The following is a 16,477-nucleotide window of genomic DNA, read 5'->3' as shown; positions in this document are numbered from 1 at the left end:
ATAACAAACACCGCTTAAGCCGCTAGACATCACAATCAAGCCATTGCAATTCCCATAATTCATAAAGAAACAGCTGGTTATCCTTGTTGTTTAAATACGGCGTCAGTTCCGTCAGTGGCACAAAGCGATGGTCGGCGACCAGCTTTATGAGTGACGGGGACACCCCTTCCGTGTTCCAGCCGCAGCCGTTAACAAACAGCTTCAATGCGTCACCCGACTGGATTTCATAGGCAAAGCGACACAAACTGTTACGCGTTAAACCCGGGCTGTTTTCAAGTTCTGATAAAAAAAGCTCCAAATCGTCTGTGTCTTCGTTAGGAATGGGTAACAGTTCTTCAGCCTGTTGATCCAAACGGGTTACAAAACAGCCAAACCAGTGACGAAGTCTCTCCTCATCATCCAGGATGTTTTGCAAAACACGCTTTGCCTCACTGATTGCCTGAGCAGGCAACTCCCCGCTGCCCTTAAGGTGACGCCAGTCCGGATCATGGTACAACTCATGATGTAGGCTGTTTTCTTCCAGGTATTCACCAAAACTTTCCCATAATTCCAGCGATTGATAACTGCGGTACCCAAAGGAGTAAGTCATGCAATCCGGAGACAGGGAAATACCGTGATGAGCGATGTGGGGCGGCAGATACAGCATGTCGCCCGGTTCTAAAATAAATTCTTCTTCAACGAGGAATTTATCCATGATGCGCAAGTCAACATTGGGTAAATAATTGTCCATTTCACAATGCTTGGAGGACAGCAGCCATTGACGTCGGCCCTGAGCCTGAAATAAAAACACATCATAATGATCATAGTGAGGTCCGACACTGCCTTGCTCTACTGCATAGCTAATCATGACATCATCCACACGCCAATGGGGTAAAAAATTGAAATGATCAAGTAAGGCTGCCACCTCCGGAATGAAACGGTCAACCCCCTGCACCAGCAGCGTCCAATGGCTTCGTGGCAATTGGGTGAAGTCACGCTCCTGGAACGGGCCACGCTTTAAATGCCAGGAGGGCTTTTTTTCCGGTGTATGCCTAACCAGACGGCTTTCCACTTCATCATCCAACGCCAGCCCCGCCAATTCATCGCCGCTTAAGGGATTAATAAACTCAGGCAATGCCTTTCTGAAAACCAGGGGTTTCTTCTGCCAGTACTGCGCGAGGAAATCGTCTTTGCTCAGGCTTTGAAAATTGATCATATCGACTCCTTACGAGGTCTTAGGCAGTATGGCAAGTGACACGACCAGGAAGCGGTCCCTTGTTACCCATAACCTGATTTTGATAGGTTACTTCGCAATCGGTTAAATTGGGCGGTAGCTTTTTTGTCAGTGCAATGATGGTTTGATTGTATTCACAAAGCATGTAAATCGAGTCTTTTGGCGAAAACGTCCATTTTGCCCGGCGGCTGTTGTTGATATCCGGTTTAAGCAAGGCCAACTCGTCCGGCTTGCCGGAGTAAAAGGAAATGCCATCAAGAAAATAGGCCGCAGCAGGCACAAAGCTATCCCATCCGCGATAGGTTGTCTTAAGAGCCTGAGTGACGTCAATGGTGGGTGGGCAGGCGGGAGAAATGCTGTTCACCGGACTGACTGAGGAAATCCCCTGTTCTGCAAAAACCGGGTGTTGCACCAGTAACGAAAGCATTATCAATAGGCTGGCCGGCCTGATTTTGTTCATATTTATCCTTTTGATGACTCAGGGGAGAAAAATGCTACCTATACTACCAAACATCCTGGCAATAAAAACGCTTTAGCTGCAATTAATCTTTTTTAAAGCCCCTGCTGGCTAACAGGCTTGCGCTTTGTTTTAAGGAAGGCGCTTGGCTATAATTAAGGTGGTCAATATGTACAAAGGAAGGTCATTATGAACGCCTACTATAAAAAGCCAAGGTTGTTATCAATGGCACTGACCTTAGCTCTCTTACTGCCATTATCCATCGCCAGCAGTTACGCTGAAAGCAGAACAACCACAGCCTTTGAACCCTTGTCAGCCGGCCCGCAGTTAGCCTTTTACTTCATGTATGATCACGGTTACTACCCGCCGCCTGCCTATATCTATTACGGCCCTAAACACCGCCATCGCTATTACTGGACAGGCTGGCAACCCATTTATTGGCGTCATGGCATACAATGCCAGCAACGCTGCCTGGTCAATCGATGGAATGGCCGCATTCTTCAATGTGAACGACGTTGTTTTTAGGCTGAAAAAGTGTTGGTGTAGGTGAATACCTGCCGCCAATGCTTGTCGGCTGAACAGCCACCTCGACTAAAGAAACCGGGTAACAGTTTCTCGGAGTAGAGGCGGCTTTTGCTATTATTCGCATCGGCACCCTCCAGGAGTGAATCGAGGCCGTTTTCCCGGAAGCGTTGTTCAGTCTGTTCATAAGCTGACTGCAATTCCCGGGGTAAATCCGGGAGCGTCTCTTTTTTTTCAGGCAACAGCGTCTTGATGAAATCCATTTTTTCCTGAACGGCAGTAAGGTAGCTGCTGCGCATTGCATTGTATTCGGCCGGTACCTCGCTTGCCGGGACAGCCAGAAGCTCTTCAATGGAAAATTCTTTTTTCTCTTCCTTTGTTTCTTTCGCTTGGTCCTTTTCCGGTTTTACGGCACTGCGCAGTTTATGCCCGTGGTAGATTCTTATATGCTTTTTGCTCAATGCATCCCCTTCACGACCCGCACCAGCAAGCATTTGCTGCATTTCCGCTTTTTTCTGATCTTTCCATGCGAGCAGGAAACCATTCATTTTGTCCTGAAGGGTATTTAGGTTTTCATCAATAAACGTCAGATCTTTACCGATGACAGTAACCAGAGGAAAACTGTTCTCTGACTGATGATCCTTGATATGCTGCCTTAGATGCTTAAAATTGCCAGCCGGTGAATACATGTCCAGAAGGTGGTTAAGTTTTTTCCTGCTGATTGCTGGCAATTCGTCCCCGCAGCGGAGATAACTGTCGAGAAGATTCAATGTGACGGATACCAGCATTCCCCCTTCATAGCAATTCCTGGAAAACAGAATATCCGCCACATCGATCCAGCGTCGAAACGCGTTAAGTCTGGCGGCCCGGCTCTTATGTTCAAGAATATCCCGTCTGACATAATACTGCAGCGTGTGGTGAGCGTGAAAATACGCCTTTTGCCGCGGTGTTCCTTTTTTATCATTGGAAAATCCGGCTACATTCGCCAAATCATCCTGAGTCAGGTTAGCGAACGCCTTGCGAAGCGTGAGGTTAATTAATTTAGCCTGCTGATGAGCAAGCGACGATTCAATGTAGCAATAGAGTTGATGGGCCTTTTTATTGTTTTTAATTTGACGTTGAATATCGGGATGTGAAATCAACCGATCCCAGCGAATGGAAAAGAACGGATCCCGGTGACTGGTGATGTTCTTTTCAAGCCAGGTGATTAAGTTACGCTCAGCCATTCTGCAATCCTGTTATACCCAGATAAGTTACCTTACCAGTCAATCAGGAATTATGCAAAATAATCAATCAAACCACGGCTATTTTTGATTACACTGGTCTCCTGGCTGCCTTCTTCCATAACTGAAGGAGCAGGGTTACCCGTGTGTTGTGCATGACCCGGCTGCCGGCCCGCCTGATGCTGACTGGCATTGGATTCAATAGAGAATTGCGACAGGTTAATTCCCTGCTCAGACATCATGTCCCGAAGCCGTGGAATCGCCTGCTCAATCATGTCCCGCACGTGCAGGGTATGCGCGGTGATAGTCAATGAGGCTTCATCCTTATGAAACTTGATATTGACCTCAAGGGGTCCGAGCTCCTGAGGATTTAAACGAATCACTGCCCGATCAATTTTCTGCTGACCGAGCCAGGTAATCTGTTGGGAAAATTGACTGCCCCATTCCGGGCTGTCCACTAGCACAGGCAACTCCAGGCTTTTGACGGGCATTGGCACCTGAGGTGTGGGCGAGGCCTGCACTTTAGTCTGGTTTATTGCGCCCATGGCACCATTGAGAGGGTTCACTGCGGTCTCGGCGTTAAGGCGCTTTTCCAGTCGGGTGACTGATTCGGCCATCGTCAACAACTTATCCTCCATCCTGAGGCTTGCGTCCATTTCTTTTTTGTTGCCACTCCACTCGCTCATTAAAGACAGCGGATCCACGTCATCGCCATCAGTCGTTGAAACCTCTATGGCGGGAATGGTGGCCTTGCCGCCTTGAACAGTCGCAGGCTGAGGCAGCGGAATCATGAAAGTCTGTTTGTCGGAAACCATTGTCGCATCGGTATCCAGGAGACTCACAGTCACAGGCATTGCCTCATCACCGAGCAAGGGGTTTGGCGGTTCAAAGCCAGTCGCTGCGAACCAGGCTAAATGCGGACTTTCATTCGCAGGTAACGGAAGGATTGGTTCTGCCAAAAGCGTTTCATCCGGCAATACAGGGGGTTCAGACAAAACCACAGGCTCAGGTGTTGTAACCACAGGCAAGTCAATCGGCAGAGCCACGGGGATGGGCGTTTGCCCGCTATCGGCTGCTCCCTGGTTTTCAGCCGATTGGTCAGCCTCCTGATTCAGAGCATCACCCGCCAATACATCGCCCATGACGCGTTTAAACTCATCATTGGTAACTAATTGACCATTTTCGTCACTTTCGATGCCCAAAGGGGAAATAGTGTCTGGGTTTGTCACTGGGGTGACAGGCAACTGGGTCACATCCATCGTTATCCTGGGCTGCATCATGGAATGGTGATTTTCGCTGCAATATCCGTACCATTTTCAGCAAAATCAATTTTTTGTTAATTATTATTACTCAGCTGTAAAACCGGCCATGGGCACCTTTTGATGGATCAAAGACCATGCTAGCCTCGATTTAACAGGAATATAGGGATTTAATGCCATGATCTATCGCTTTTTTAAAACCAAAGACAATTACACAGAAACACAACTGAATGAGTTATCAGCGGCGCTCATTAAAAAATTTCGCGACCGCTTTTCCGCAAAAAATCTCGACTTGTTTTTTCCTCTCCTCACGTTGCGCACCACCGCGTTTGATTATCACATCGACAATACGATTCCCCCCGCAGAAAAACAACGGTTTATTAATGCCAAATATGCCTTCCTCAAATGCCTTGACGATTGCCTGGTCGAATACGACAAAATAAAAAAGAAACAACCCGAAGAATGGGTGGAAATTTTCGACTTTGTCAGCCAATACTACAATTCTCCGCATTACCTGCGGGTTGGAGGCAATCAGGGTGAACATACCCTCACTGCCTTTGATCAGGCAGCAACAGGATTTATGCTTTTAAGCGGCGTCATCCTTGCCTCAGGCCTGGTGGCATTTGCCTTTAATCTCCCCATCGCCCTGCTGTTGACCGCTGTGGCATTGACCATCATGGCACCCAGCTTGTTTTATACCGTTGCCGAAACACATGGCCATGAGGCTGTCGTCAACAAGCAGGAAGAGACCCTGTTCTTGGCCTTAAATGGGATCGTCAATCACCAGGAGCTGTCCGACGAAGAATTACATCCCTACGTTGAGAGCACCTTTTCTGTTTAAACAGGAATAATTTTCATTCCCATTTGATGATGCAGAAAACTTCGTTTTAAACTGTAAAGTTGATCGTTTTAGGGCTATGATTGACGTTTTTAGCATGCAGGAGTGATGTATGAAAGTGGGTCACGATAGCCTTTCTACTCGACGTGAATTACAAGTCGACGGCAAGACATATCATTATTACAGCTTACAAGAAGCTGAAAAAAAACATTTTAAAGGCATTAACCGCCTGCCTTATTCACTGAAAGTGCTGTTTGAAAACCTGTTGCGTTTTGAGGAAGGCCATACTGTCACAGTGGATGATATCAAGGCCCTTGCCGGTTGGCTTCATACACGAACCTCACAGCATGAAATCGCCTACCGTCCGGCCCGTGTGCTGATGCAGGATTTTACCGGTGTCCCAGCGGTGGTTGATCTTGCTGCCATGCGCTCCGCACTGGAAAAAATGGGCGGCAATGCCAATAAAATTTCACCCCTGTCTCCCGTTGATCTGGTCATTGACCACTCCATCATGGTGGACAAATTTGCCACGCCGGATTCCATGCGCATCAACACAGCGATTGAGATGGAACGCAACAAGGAGCGTTACGAGTTTTTACGCTGGGGCCAAAAAGCATTTGCCAATTTTCAGGTTGTTCCGCCAGGTACTGGTATTTGCCATCAGGTCAATCTGGAATACCTGGGTAAAACCGTCTGGAGCAGCGAGCACGACGGTCAGCATTACGCTTACCCGGACACCTTGGTAGGGACCGATTCTCATACGACCATGATTAACGGTCTCGGCGTTTTAGGCTGGGGTGTCGGCGGCATCGAAGCTGAAGCGGCCATGCTTGGACAACCCGTTTCCATGCTGATTCCCGAGGTCGTTGGTTTCCGTTTAACCGGCAAATTGCGTCAAGGCATTACCGCCACCGATCTGGTACTGACGGTTACCCAAATGTTGCGCAAGAAAGGCGTTGTCGGGAAGTTTGTTGAATTTTTTGGCCCCGGCCTTGCCGACTTGCCTTTAGCCGATCGTGCCACCATTTCCAACATGGCTCCAGAATACGGCGCCACTTGCGGTTTCTTCCCGGTGGATAAAGAGACCCTGCGTTATCTTGAGTTGTCCGGCCGTGATGCCCACACCATTGCGCTTGTGGAACAGTATTGCAAAGCACAGGGCATGTGGTATGAAGCGGGAAGCGAAGATCCCGTCTTTACTGACACCCTCGAACTTGATTTATCCAGCGTTGAACCCTCATTAGCCGGTCCCAAGCGCCCGCAGGACAAAGTGAATTTAACCACCTTAGCCACCGAATTTAATAAATTCCTGGTTGAAACCGGCAAGGATCAAGAAAAAAACAAGTCCTTCCCCGTGAAAGGGGAAGACTACAACCTGCAACATGGCCATGTGGTGATTGCAGCCATTACCAGCTGCACCAACACCTCTAATCCGAGTGTGTTGATGGCTGCAGGCCTTGTGGCAAAAAAAGCGGTTGAAAAAGGACTGTCGCGTAAACCCTGGGTGAAATCATCCTTAGCCCCCGGCTCCAAAGTCGTTACCGATTACCTGCACAAAGCCGGTCTCTCCCAATACCTGGATCAATTGGGCTTTAACTTGGTCGGTTATGGCTGCACCACCTGCATCGGCAACTCAGGCCCATTGCCGGACGCCATTGCCGCGTCAGTGAGCGACAATGACGTGGTGGTTTGCTCTGTGCTCTCCGGAAACCGTAATTTTGAAGGCCGCGTGCACCCGCAGGTACGGGCTAACTGGCTGGCGTCCCCGCCGCTGGTTGTCGCTTATGCCTTAAGCGGTACCACCACCGGTGATTTAAGCAAAGACCCGATTGGCCAGGATAAAGCGGGTAATCCTGTTTACCTTAAAGACATTTGGCCAAGCAATGATGAAGTGGCTGCCGAAGTAGCTAAAGTAACCGGTGCCATGTTCCGCAAGGAATACGATGAAGTCTTTAAAGGGGATGAACACTGGCAGGCGATTAAGGTCAACAGCGGCATGACCTATCAATGGGATGCCGACTCAACCTATATCCAGCATCCACCCTTCTTTGAAAATTTAAGCCGTCATCCGCAAGCAATTCAACCCATTGAAGGCGCTTATGTTCTCGCTTTACTGGGCGATTCGATTACCACCGACCACATTTCACCGGCTGGCTCCATCAAAGCCAATTCCCCGGCAGGCCTGTACTTAAAGTCCAAAGGAGTGAAGGAAGCTGATTTTAATTCCTACGGCTCACGACGCGGTAATCATGAAGTCATGATGCGGGGGACTTTTGCCAATATTCGAATCCGTAATGAAATGATTCCAGGCATTGAGGGTGGTATGACGCGTCATATCCCCAGTGGTGAAATCATGTCCATTTATGATGCAGCCATGCTCTATCAGGACCAGCATCAGCAATTAGTTATTGTGGCCGGTAAAGAATACGGCACGGGGTCTTCCAGGGACTGGGCCGCTAAAGGGACCAACCTGTTAGGCGTTAAGGCAGTTATCACTGAAAGTTTTGAACGTATTCACCGTTCAAACTTAATCGGTATGGGCATTCTGCCTCTGCAATTTGAAGAAGGCACCACCCGTAAAACCTTAAACCTTGATGGCAGCGAACGATTCAGCATTGCTGTTGATGATTCGCTGAAGGCAGGCGCTAAACTGCCCGTCATCATTCGACGCCAGAACGGTGACGAGATGACTGTTCCCGTTCTTTGCCGTATCGATACTGCCAATGAACTGGAGTATTACCGTCATGGCGGTATTTTGCAGTATGTTTTACGCAATATGATTTAATCTTCAGAACCACGAGGCTGAGGGCAGATTGCCGCCCCGGCCTTCGGGTTGAATTTGCCTCTGCTTGTCATCCATTGATTTTACAACGCTTAACTGTTAAATTCCGCCGTTTGTATCTATCACGGTTTTCGGTGCGCTGCTGTGTGCCATCGTCAGTCTCTGTGTTATCGTGCCAGAAGGAACATCATGAATCCTAATCATAAAGTGTTGTCGGTTTTTTCCCTGGTCATGATCAACGTGATTGCCGTAGACAGCCTGCGTACGTTGCCCATGAGCGCCAAACTGGGCCTACCGCTGATCTCCTATTATTTAGTGGCCGCCTTTGCTTTTTTTATCCCCGTTGCCCTGGTTGCCGCGGAACTGGCGACTGCCTATCCGAATACGGGGGGATTGTATGTCTGGGTTCGTGAAGCCTTTGGCAAACGTGCCGGGTTTATTACCATCTGGCTGCAGTGGATTTACAATGTTGTCTGGTATCCCACCATTCTCGCGTTTATCGCGGCTACCCTGTCGTACTTGTTTGCCCCACAGCTTGCAAATAACAAATTCTATCTTTTAAGCAGTGCGCTTGGGTTATTTTGGCTGTTTACCCTGCTCAATTGCTTTGGTATGCGCCTGTCCAGTATCGTCAGCACGGTGGGCGCTATTCTTGGCACGATTTTACCCATGATCGGGATTATTATCCTTGGGGGATTATGGCTTTTGCAAGGTAGACCGACCTCCATTGAGGCCCCCTCCTCCTGGATTCCGGATTTCAGCTCCATAGGCAATTTATCCCTGTTTTCAGCCGTGTTGTTTGGTCTTATCGGCATGGAAATGTCGGCCGTGCATGCTGAAGAAGTGCGTAATCCGCAACGCGATTACCCACGCGCTATCCTTTATTCCACCCTGCTTATTTTTTCAACCTTGATGTTTGGCTCGCTGGCGATCGTGATTGTCGTTCCTAACGCCCAATTGAGTGTTGTCTCAGGTTTAGTGGATGCGTATGCCGTCTTTTTTAAAGCCTATGCGATGCCCTGGATGACTTATGTCATTGCCATTTTGATTATTCTTGGGGGATTAAGCGGCGTCTCCGCCTGGATTATTGGTCCCACCAAGGGATTGCTGGTGTCAGCGCGGGACGGGTCGTTGCCTGAATTTTTCTCGCGAGTGAACCGTCATGGTGCACCGGTGAATATTCTCATTACCCAGGGGATTATCTTTTCGCTGTTGAGCAGTGTGTTTATTTTGCTCGATTCAATCAATGCAGCGTACTGGATTTTAAGTGACTTAAGCGCGCAAATGGCGCTGATGGTTTATGTGTTTATGTTTGCCGCCGCGATTAAACTCCGCTACAGCCAACCTGACCGCCACCGCAGCTACACCATTCCCGGAGGCAATTGGGTTATGTGGCTGGTTGCCGGTACTGGCATGTTATGCTGTCTGCTAGCCATGGCCATTGGCTTTGTTCCGCCAACACAAATTCCAGTGGGTAATATTTCTTTCTTTGAAGCCTTCCTGGTTGGCGGACTGTTCCTGTTCGTTGTCCTTCCCTGGATTTTTGCCAAACGGCATGATTAAAGCCAGCGGTTGGCTCTTTAGACCAACCGCTTTTCGACTACAGCCCTTCCGGCAACGACATCAGGCTGGCATTGCCCCCTGCCGCCGTGGTATCCACAGTGTAGGTTCGCTCGTGACAAAGACGCAATAGGTAGTATGGACCACCAGCCTTGGGGCCTGTTCCTGATAACCCTTCCCCACCGAACGGTTGCAAACCAACAACCGCTCCAATTATGTTGCGGTTGACATAGCAGTTACCGGCATGAACCCGCTGGCGAATGTATTCCACCGTTTGGTTAATCCGGCTATGAATACCCAGGGTGAGACCGTAGCCTGTGTTATTGATTTCATCAATGACCTGATCAAGGGCTTTTCGCTTGTAACGGATTACATGCAGAATCGGGCCAAATACTTCTTGTTCAAGGGAAGCAATCGAATCAATGGCGATAGCCGTGGGCGGCATAAAATAACCTTCGCTGCATTCTTCGGGAAGACTGCATTGATAAATCAGCTCATGAGTCTTGAGCATGGTGTTGACGTGGGATTTTAACCCTCCCAGAGCATCATTATCAATCACAGGGCCGATGTCTGTTGACAACCACCGCGGATCGCCAATTTGGAGTTCTTCCATGGCCCCCTTCAGTAATTCAATCAGGCGTGGATAGACATCCTCCTGGACGTAAAGAACCCGGAGCGCCGAACAACGCTGACCCGCGCTGCCAAAAGCGGAAGTCACTGCATCCACAGCCACCTGCTCAAGCAGTGCGGATGAATCAACAATCATGGCATTCTGACCACCGGTTTCTGCAATCAGCGGGATAATTTCTCCGCCACGGGTTGCTAACGTTTGATTAATAAGGTTAGCCGTTTGGGTAGAACCCGTAAACAAAACCGCTTTAATGCGTTTATCAGCGACTAACGGTGCGCCAACACTTTCCCCGGTGCCCGGTAGCAATTGCACGACAGCGGCCGGAATCCCCGCCTGATGCATTAACTGCACAGCAAACGTGGCAATAATCGGGGTTTGCTCAGCCGGCTTGGCAATCACGCAGTTACCGGTTACTAACGCCGCAACCACCTGACCTGTGAAAATGGCCAGCGGGAAATTCCAGGGACTGATGCATAACACTGTTCCTCGTCCATGGAGACTCAGTTCATTGATCTCGCCAGTGTAACCATGAAGGGACAGGGGTTTAGCCATTAATTTGGTGGCCATGGCGGCATAATAACGACAAAAATCAATGGCTTCCCGCACTTCGGCCACGCCGTCATTCCAGGTCTTGCCTGCTTCAAGGCACGCCATGGCTAACAGCGTCGCCCTGTTTTCTTCCAACAGATCGGCATAACGGGTAAGGCAGGCCGCGCGCTCACTGACAGGTCGGGTGTTCCAGGCAGGAAACGCGGCTTCTGCCTGTGTTAATGCCCAATCGATGTCTTCGCGGGTGGCGTCGCTGACACGCCCGACGGGTCGTCCAGGTTGTTGCGGCGATGTCACACTTCGATCAACCTGACCGCCATCCCGCCCGGCAATGACGGGTTTAGCCTGCCAACGTGATAAATCCATTTCAGCATACTGCTGTTTCAACGCGGCCACAGCCTCTCTGTCGGAAAAATCAAACCCGGAGGAATTTTTCCGCTCGGGCGAAAAAATGGCGGAGGGCAACGGAATATTCTGATTGATCTTGCCAAGTAATTGATTGGCTTTGCTGACAGGATCCTCAACCAGCGTGCTGATGGGCGCTTTTTCATCCACAATGCGATTCACAAACGAGGAATTAGCCCCGTTTTCAAGCAGCCTTCTGACCAGGTAAGGCAATAAATCTTCGTGGCTGCCTACTGGCGCATAAATACGGCAGGGTATGCCAAGACGTTTCGCAGGGACAATCTGCTCATACAATTCATTGCCCATACCGTGCAGGCACTGAAATTCAAAATCGCGATAATTTCCGACAATAGTGAGGATCATCGCGACTGAATAAGCATTATGCGTCGCAAATTGCGGATAGATGGCATCGGTCAGGGTCAGCAGCTTTTTAGCACAGGCCTGGAAAGACACATCCGTAAAGACCTTGCGGGTAAACACAGGGTAACCGGAAAGACCCTGCATTTGGGTTTTCTTGATTTCACTGTCCCAATAGGCTCCTTTAATCAGGCGTACCATCATGCGCCGTTGTTTACGGCGGGCTAATTCCGCGACCCAATCCAGCAAATAAAAAGCCCGTTTCTGATAAGACTGTACCGCCATACCAAACCCATGCCAGCCGTGGAGGCTGTCATCGCAAAACACCTGCTCAATCACATCCAGAGACAATTCAAGGCGCTCGGATTCCTCTGCGTCAATGGTCATGGCAATATCATAACTCCTGGCAGCCTGCGCCAGGGCCAGCAATTTAGGCGGTAATTCGATCATGACCCGTTCGCGCTGTGATTCATTGTAGCGCGGATGCAACGCGGACAATTTAATCGAGATACCAGGCTTCTGGTAAATCGTCATGTTCTTGTCCGCATGGCGGCCAATGGTGTCAATGGCGTCTTTATAGGCTTGAAAATAACGCTCGGCATCCACGCGGGTTAATGCGGCCTCACCCAGCATGTCGTACGAATAACGGTAGCCGATGCTTTCCTTTTTGCGTGCTCGTGACAGCGCCTCACTAATGGTTCGCCCCATCACGAACTGCTTGCTCATAATGCGCATGGCTTTGTCCACCGCTTTGCGCACCACGCCTTCACCGCTGCGATTGATTAAACGAAGAATGGCTTTACTGAGTGTCGATTCCGCCGATTCGGGCGTTAATACCTTGCCTGTCAGCATCAAAGCCCAGGTGGTGGCATTGACAAAAAAAGAGTCGCTTTGCCCGCGATGCGCTTTCCAATCTGCCGCGGTCAATTTATCTTTAATCAGGCTGTCAATGGTCGCATTGTCCGGAACCCGTAACAGGGCTTCCGCCAGACACATCAGGGCAATGCCTTCATCACTGGATAAAGAATATTCTGTCAAAAACGAATCAATACCTGTACTCTTTTTGCGCTCATACCGTACTTGCTCCACAAGTTGGGTAGCCTGGTTACGAATAGCCGCCAGCTGTTCATCGCTTAAAGCCGCACTGGAAATCAGCTCATTCATTAAAGTGAGCTCATCAATGCGATAGGCTTTATTGATTTGTGCACGGGTTCCCTGGGGCGGTTGTGATGAATAGCGCTCAAGCATGTTATGCCTCCGAAAAAGCCATTAATAAGCTGGGAATGATAATGCAGAATGGTGGCATTGGGAACGGATTCTTACAACTCAAACGTCAGCGATAACAGTAAAAAATGACACAACAACCCTGCCAGACAAGGCCTGTTTGTGTGTTAATTTTGATCTAATTATGGCAAAAAAGATCTAATTTTATACAAATAAGCGCTCTTTTTGGACCTATTTTAGTTTAATTTTTATACAATTCAAGCTTTTTTAAAACAAAGCAACCCCAAGGCCGAACGACAAGGCCTTGAATTGATTCTATTTTTTTCTAAATGGCAAATATTAGCCCTAAAAATTTTACATTTACCCGGGTTGTCAATATAATCAGCCGTCCTTTGACAACCTTGATTCGAAATTCTAATTAGAAAAAAGGAGCATTATGAGTATTCTTAGTTTTTTGTCTGCCGCCCTGTTTTCCGGCAGCGCCCACGTTGCCGCACCGGCAACAAAAGTGAATGTGGACACCAACATTCAGCTGCAACACTTAAGCCGTAAAGCACCACAGCTTAACAAAAAAGTATTGAAAATGGCATTAAGCGCCTATAAAAAAGCATCCGCCAAGGGCGCTGTTAAAAAGCCGGTCCTAACCGTTATTGACTATTCGCTGCCTTCGTACAAGCAAAGAATGTGGATTTTCGATTTACGCAAAGAACGTTTATTGTACAACACCTACGTGGCTCACGGTAAAAACTCCGGCATGGATGTTCCCCGCCATTTTTCAAACCGTCCATCCAGCAAGGAAACCAGCCTGGGAACTTATGTGACGAGGGACACCTATTATGGTTCCAAAGGATTGTCCTTGAATCTTCAGGGGCTTGAAAGAGGATTTAACGACAATGCTTACAGCCGACGCGTCGTTATTCATGGGGCCTGGTATGTTGAACCGGATTTCATTAAACGTGCGGGCCGTGCGGGACGCAGCTGGGGATGCCCATCCATTGCCAAAACGCTGGCCAGACCGGTGATCAACACCATTAAAGGTGGCTCGGTGGTGTTTGCCTACTACCCGGATCATTACTACCTGTCTCATTCGGGCTATGTCATGGCCTAAAACAATAAAGCCAGGGCACTGTGCCCTGGCTTTTCGCAGTCTTCCAAATTCAGAACATCGTGTTCTGAAAAACGGTCCGTGTTTATTATTTCCTTATAATTACAAATCCTTTTGTGGCGACTTCTATCCTTGAAGTCTTAATTAAAATGTAGCAAGTGCCCTTTCCCTACGCAAGCCGGTCGACAGAAAGACGGTCACGTTTTTATTACGTCACAATAAAAAAATAACTTTATTATTCAGTTGCTTAGTAAAAATCAATTCGCTTTCTCAGGCGTAATTGGCCGTTATCTGCGGGGAGATTGAGACATTTCTTACAAAAAACCAAGACAAGAAGGCAATGAGAAATGGGCTTCTGTCACAGGAGTCCGTTGTTCGTGGGATGACAGCGGCACTGATTGGTCTTTAAATTGAAAATCACTGGCAAACCCTCGCATTTCCATTTGCCAAAGGCTAAAATGATGCGATAGTTTATACTCACTTTGCAGCCTTAACAGAGCAGGATCATGAATCAACAAGTCGAAAGCGCTAAAAAAGAAAAACTGGTTATCATTGACTGGCTGATAGAGCATTTTCCTAATGCTTTTTTTAAAAAGGCCAATCAGGTCAAACCTTTACAAATTGGAATTTTTGACGAAATCGTCGATTTTTATGATCGTTTAGACTCCCCACCTTTCAGTAAAAAATGCTTACGGGAAGCCCTGAGTTATTACAGTTCCTCGCCTGCCTACCTCAATTGCCAAAAACCTCAGACTGCACGAATCGACCTGTACGGCAATGAAGTGGATGTCGTGACAGAGGAGCAGGCCAAGTATGCCCATCAACGTTATCAGCAGCGTTACGCTGAGAAAAAAAATCAGGGCTTAGAGCAGGACAATAAATAATTCACATCAACCGAATCCTTAAGTCCTGAACGGCGGGCAAAAGGATGGTAATCAATGCCTTTTAACCCCCTGATCTCCAATCCGGCATGCCTTACCATCGCAGCCAGCTCACTGGGTTTGATGAATTTATCGTAATCATGGGTTTGTCTTGGCAATAAGCCTAACAAATACTCAGCGGCCACAATTGCTGCAGCATACGCTTTTAAGGTGCGGTTTATCGTCGATAAAAAAAGGTAGCCGCCTGGTTTTAGCAACCTCGCACAGTGACGGATGACTTCCTCTGGATGTTTCACATGTTCAAGCATTTCCATACACGTTATCACGTCAAACAAATCGTCATCATATGCTTCAATCGTGCTTGCAACATAACACACGGTTAACTGGCTTTGCTCTGCATGACGTCGCGCTGCGGCAATACTGTCCTCTTCGGCATCCAGTCCGGTGACCTGAGCCCCCAGATGGGCCATGGCCTCACTGAGAATGCCGCCGCCGCATCCGACGTCCAGGACGCGCAGGCCGCTTAAGCTGGTGTACTGCTCAATAAAGGCCAGCCGGGCAGGATTGATGTCGTGCAGGGTTTTAAGCGGCCCGTCCTTATCCCACCACTGCTCGGCAAGATTGGCAAATTTGGCAATTTCCTGTTGATCAATTGTGTCTTTCATGGCAACTCAATAAGTCCAGGGGTTTAAAAAAGGCTAAGACATCGGGGTTATTAATAAAACTGAGATTATAGGGGTGTTCTGCAACAAGGCAAGAAAAGCGCTCGGCATTTTTCACCTGGGCCGCAATTTTGCCGAATAAAACCAGTTGAATGGATGGATGCGATTCAGCCAACTGGTCAAACAGACTGTTCATAAAAGGCTGCCATTGCCTGGAATGATAAGGGACCTGATTGTCGCGGTAAACCAGCGAGGCATTCAATAGCAGGAACCCCCGTTCCATCATGCCATTAAACAACTGCTGCGCCGTCTGGATGTAATGACGTTTATCAAGACGGGCGATAGCGGTCTGCGAACAATCCTCCTGCAAATCCCCTCGGGCCACCAGAAGCATTTTTATCAGATTACGCAAGGAAGTGGCGCGGTTGACTTCAAGGCTTAATCCCCTGTCGCTGAAGAGGGCGCCAACGGCATTATCCCAGAAGGCATAACCATTGGCCGATTGCGGACGCGGATAGGGCGACTCCCCCAACAGCAGAAATTTCATGCACTCCGGCGGACGGCTAAACGCAGCAAACAGGTTTTCGTTGCCTGGCAACCAATCCACCTCCCGCTGCAACTGCCTGAGGTACTCTGAGTTCATGCAGCCAAGCGCCCTGTCCAGCGTGTCATGCCATTTTGAATGGGTTTTTTCAATTAATTCCCGCATGGCCTTCCCTTATCCCTTAAAAGCCAAGGATTATACTCTTAAAACCCATGCCATGGACAGCCGCACTCATATTGCATACTAATAAATCAAAGTGCCCATT

13 protein-coding genes are annotated in these 16,477 nt (G+C 48.6%); 6 read left to right on the top strand and 7 right to left on the bottom strand.

Features of this window, described 5'->3' with window-relative positions; all coding sequences use genetic code 11:
* Positions 1-22 precede the first annotated feature (22 nt).
* Positions 23-1,195: a cupin domain-containing protein gene (locus GH742_RS07390; protein ID WP_203456776.1), complete on the bottom strand. Its 1,173-nt coding sequence runs from the start codon at positions 1,193-1,195 to the stop codon at positions 23-25.
* A gap of 19 nt (positions 1,196-1,214) precedes the next feature.
* Positions 1,215-1,673 carry an STY0301 family protein gene (locus GH742_RS07385; RefSeq protein WP_203456775.1) on the bottom strand — a complete coding sequence of 153 codons (459 nt, stop codon included), beginning with the start codon at positions 1,671-1,673 and terminating at the stop codon, positions 1,215-1,217.
* A 186-nt stretch (positions 1,674-1,859) separates the two neighbouring features.
* Between GH742_RS07385 and GH742_RS07380 the strand changes: the two genes are divergently transcribed.
* Positions 1,860-2,195 carry a hypothetical protein gene (locus GH742_RS07380; protein ID WP_203456774.1) on the top strand — a complete coding sequence of 112 codons (336 nt, stop codon included), beginning with the start codon at positions 1,860-1,862 and terminating at the stop codon, positions 2,193-2,195.
* On the opposite strand, the gene GH742_RS07375 is transcribed toward GH742_RS07380, so the two are convergent.
* Positions 2,192-3,418 carry a RasGEF domain-containing protein gene (locus GH742_RS07375; RefSeq protein WP_203456773.1) on the bottom strand — a complete coding sequence of 409 codons (1,227 nt, stop codon included), beginning with the start codon at positions 3,416-3,418 and terminating at the stop codon, positions 2,192-2,194. The genes GH742_RS07380 and GH742_RS07375 overlap by 4 nt on opposite strands.
* A 50-nt stretch (positions 3,419-3,468) precedes the next feature.
* A complete protein-coding gene (locus tag GH742_RS07370) occupies positions 3,469-4,674 on the bottom strand; it encodes a flagellar hook-length control protein FliK (protein WP_203456772.1) in 1,206 nt (401 codons plus the stop codon).
* A 178-nt stretch (positions 4,675-4,852) separates the two neighbouring features.
* On the opposite strand from GH742_RS07370, the gene GH742_RS07365 reads away from it, so the two are divergent.
* From GH742_RS07365 to GH742_RS07355, 3 genes are all read left to right on the top strand, one after another.
* On the top strand, positions 4,853-5,515 hold the full coding sequence (locus GH742_RS07365; protein ID WP_203456771.1) for a hypothetical protein: 663 nt from the start codon (positions 4,853-4,855) through the stop codon (positions 5,513-5,515).
* Positions 5,516-5,624: 109 nt separating this feature from the next.
* A complete protein-coding gene (gene acnA / locus GH742_RS07360; RefSeq protein WP_203456770.1) occupies positions 5,625-8,297 on the top strand; it encodes an aconitate hydratase AcnA in 2,673 nt (890 codons plus the stop codon).
* 186 nt (positions 8,298-8,483) lie between these two features.
* On the top strand, positions 8,484-9,857 hold the full coding sequence (locus GH742_RS07355) for an APC family permease (protein ID WP_203456769.1): 1,374 nt from the start codon (positions 8,484-8,486) through the stop codon (positions 9,855-9,857).
* A gap of 37 nt (positions 9,858-9,894) precedes the next feature.
* Here the strand turns inward: GH742_RS07355 and putA are convergent, their stop codons facing one another.
* Positions 9,895-13,044, bottom strand: coding sequence for a bifunctional proline dehydrogenase/L-glutamate gamma-semialdehyde dehydrogenase PutA (putA, locus tag GH742_RS07350; RefSeq protein WP_203456768.1), 3,150 nt, complete (start codon positions 13,042-13,044; stop codon positions 9,895-9,897).
* Positions 13,045-13,453: 409 nt separating this feature from the next.
* Here putA and GH742_RS07345 point away from each other — a divergent pair, with 409 nt between their 5' ends.
* Complete coding sequence (locus GH742_RS07345) at positions 13,454-14,128, top strand: murein L,D-transpeptidase catalytic domain family protein (protein WP_058526213.1); 675 nt, start codon at positions 13,454-13,456, stop codon at positions 14,126-14,128.
* Between the two features lie 503 nt (positions 14,129-14,631).
* Positions 14,632-15,009 (top strand): ProQ/FINO family protein, encoded by a 378-nt coding sequence (locus GH742_RS07340; protein ID WP_203456767.1) that lies wholly within the window; start codon positions 14,632-14,634, stop codon positions 15,007-15,009.
* Here GH742_RS07340 and ubiG read toward each other — a convergent pair.
* Together ubiG and GH742_RS07330 are read right to left on the bottom strand one after the other, a co-directional pair.
* On the bottom strand, positions 14,982-15,671 hold the full coding sequence (gene ubiG / locus GH742_RS07335) for a bifunctional 2-polyprenyl-6-hydroxyphenol methylase/3-demethylubiquinol 3-O-methyltransferase UbiG (RefSeq protein WP_203456766.1): 690 nt from the start codon (positions 15,669-15,671) through the stop codon (positions 14,982-14,984). The two genes, GH742_RS07340 and ubiG, sit on opposite strands and share 28 nt — an antisense overlap.
* Positions 15,655-16,377, bottom strand: a complete 723-nt coding sequence (locus GH742_RS07330) for a uracil-DNA glycosylase (RefSeq protein ID WP_203456765.1) — start codon at positions 16,375-16,377, stop codon at positions 15,655-15,657. The genes ubiG and GH742_RS07330 overlap by 17 nt, the downstream gene beginning before the upstream one ends.
* Positions 16,378-16,477 lie beyond the last annotated feature (100 nt).

It is taken from the genome of Legionella sp. MW5194 (genome assembly GCF_016864235.1).
In the GTDB taxonomy this organism is placed as follows: domain Bacteria; phylum Pseudomonadota; class Gammaproteobacteria; order Legionellales; family Legionellaceae; genus Legionella_C.
This window is presented reverse-complemented; position numbering and strand designations above follow the sequence as displayed.

Excerpts from the sequence above, each read along its gene's own strand:
- GH742_RS07390 (WP_203456776.1), bottom strand. The coding sequence starts at position 1,195 with ATGATCAATTTTCAAAGCCTGAGCAAAGACGATTTCCTCGCGCAGTAC.
- GH742_RS07385 (WP_203456775.1), bottom strand. The coding sequence starts at position 1,673 with ATGAACAAAATCAGGCCGGCCAGCCTATTGATAATGCTTTCGTTACTG.
- GH742_RS07380 (WP_203456774.1), top strand. The coding sequence starts at position 1,860 with ATGAACGCCTACTATAAAAAGCCAAGGTTGTTATCAATGGCACTGACC.
- GH742_RS07375 (WP_203456773.1), bottom strand. The coding sequence starts at position 3,418 with ATGGCTGAGCGTAACTTAATCACCTGGCTTGAAAAGAACATCACCAGT.
- GH742_RS07370 (WP_203456772.1), bottom strand. The coding sequence starts at position 4,674 with ATGGATGTGACCCAGTTGCCTGTCACCCCAGTGACAAACCCAGACACT.
- GH742_RS07365 (WP_203456771.1), top strand. The coding sequence starts at position 4,853 with ATGATCTATCGCTTTTTTAAAACCAAAGACAATTACACAGAAACACAA.
- acnA (WP_203456770.1), top strand. The coding sequence starts at position 5,625 with ATGAAAGTGGGTCACGATAGCCTTTCTACTCGACGTGAATTACAAGTC.
- GH742_RS07355 (WP_203456769.1), top strand. The coding sequence starts at position 8,484 with ATGAATCCTAATCATAAAGTGTTGTCGGTTTTTTCCCTGGTCATGATC.
- putA (WP_203456768.1), bottom strand. The coding sequence starts at position 13,044 with ATGCTTGAGCGCTATTCATCACAACCGCCCCAGGGAACCCGTGCACAA.
- GH742_RS07340 (WP_203456767.1), top strand. The coding sequence starts at position 14,632 with ATGAATCAACAAGTCGAAAGCGCTAAAAAAGAAAAACTGGTTATCATT.
- ubiG (WP_203456766.1), bottom strand. The coding sequence starts at position 15,671 with ATGAAAGACACAATTGATCAACAGGAAATTGCCAAATTTGCCAATCTT.
- GH742_RS07330 (WP_203456765.1), bottom strand. The coding sequence starts at position 16,377 with ATGCGGGAATTAATTGAAAAAACCCATTCAAAATGGCATGACACGCTG.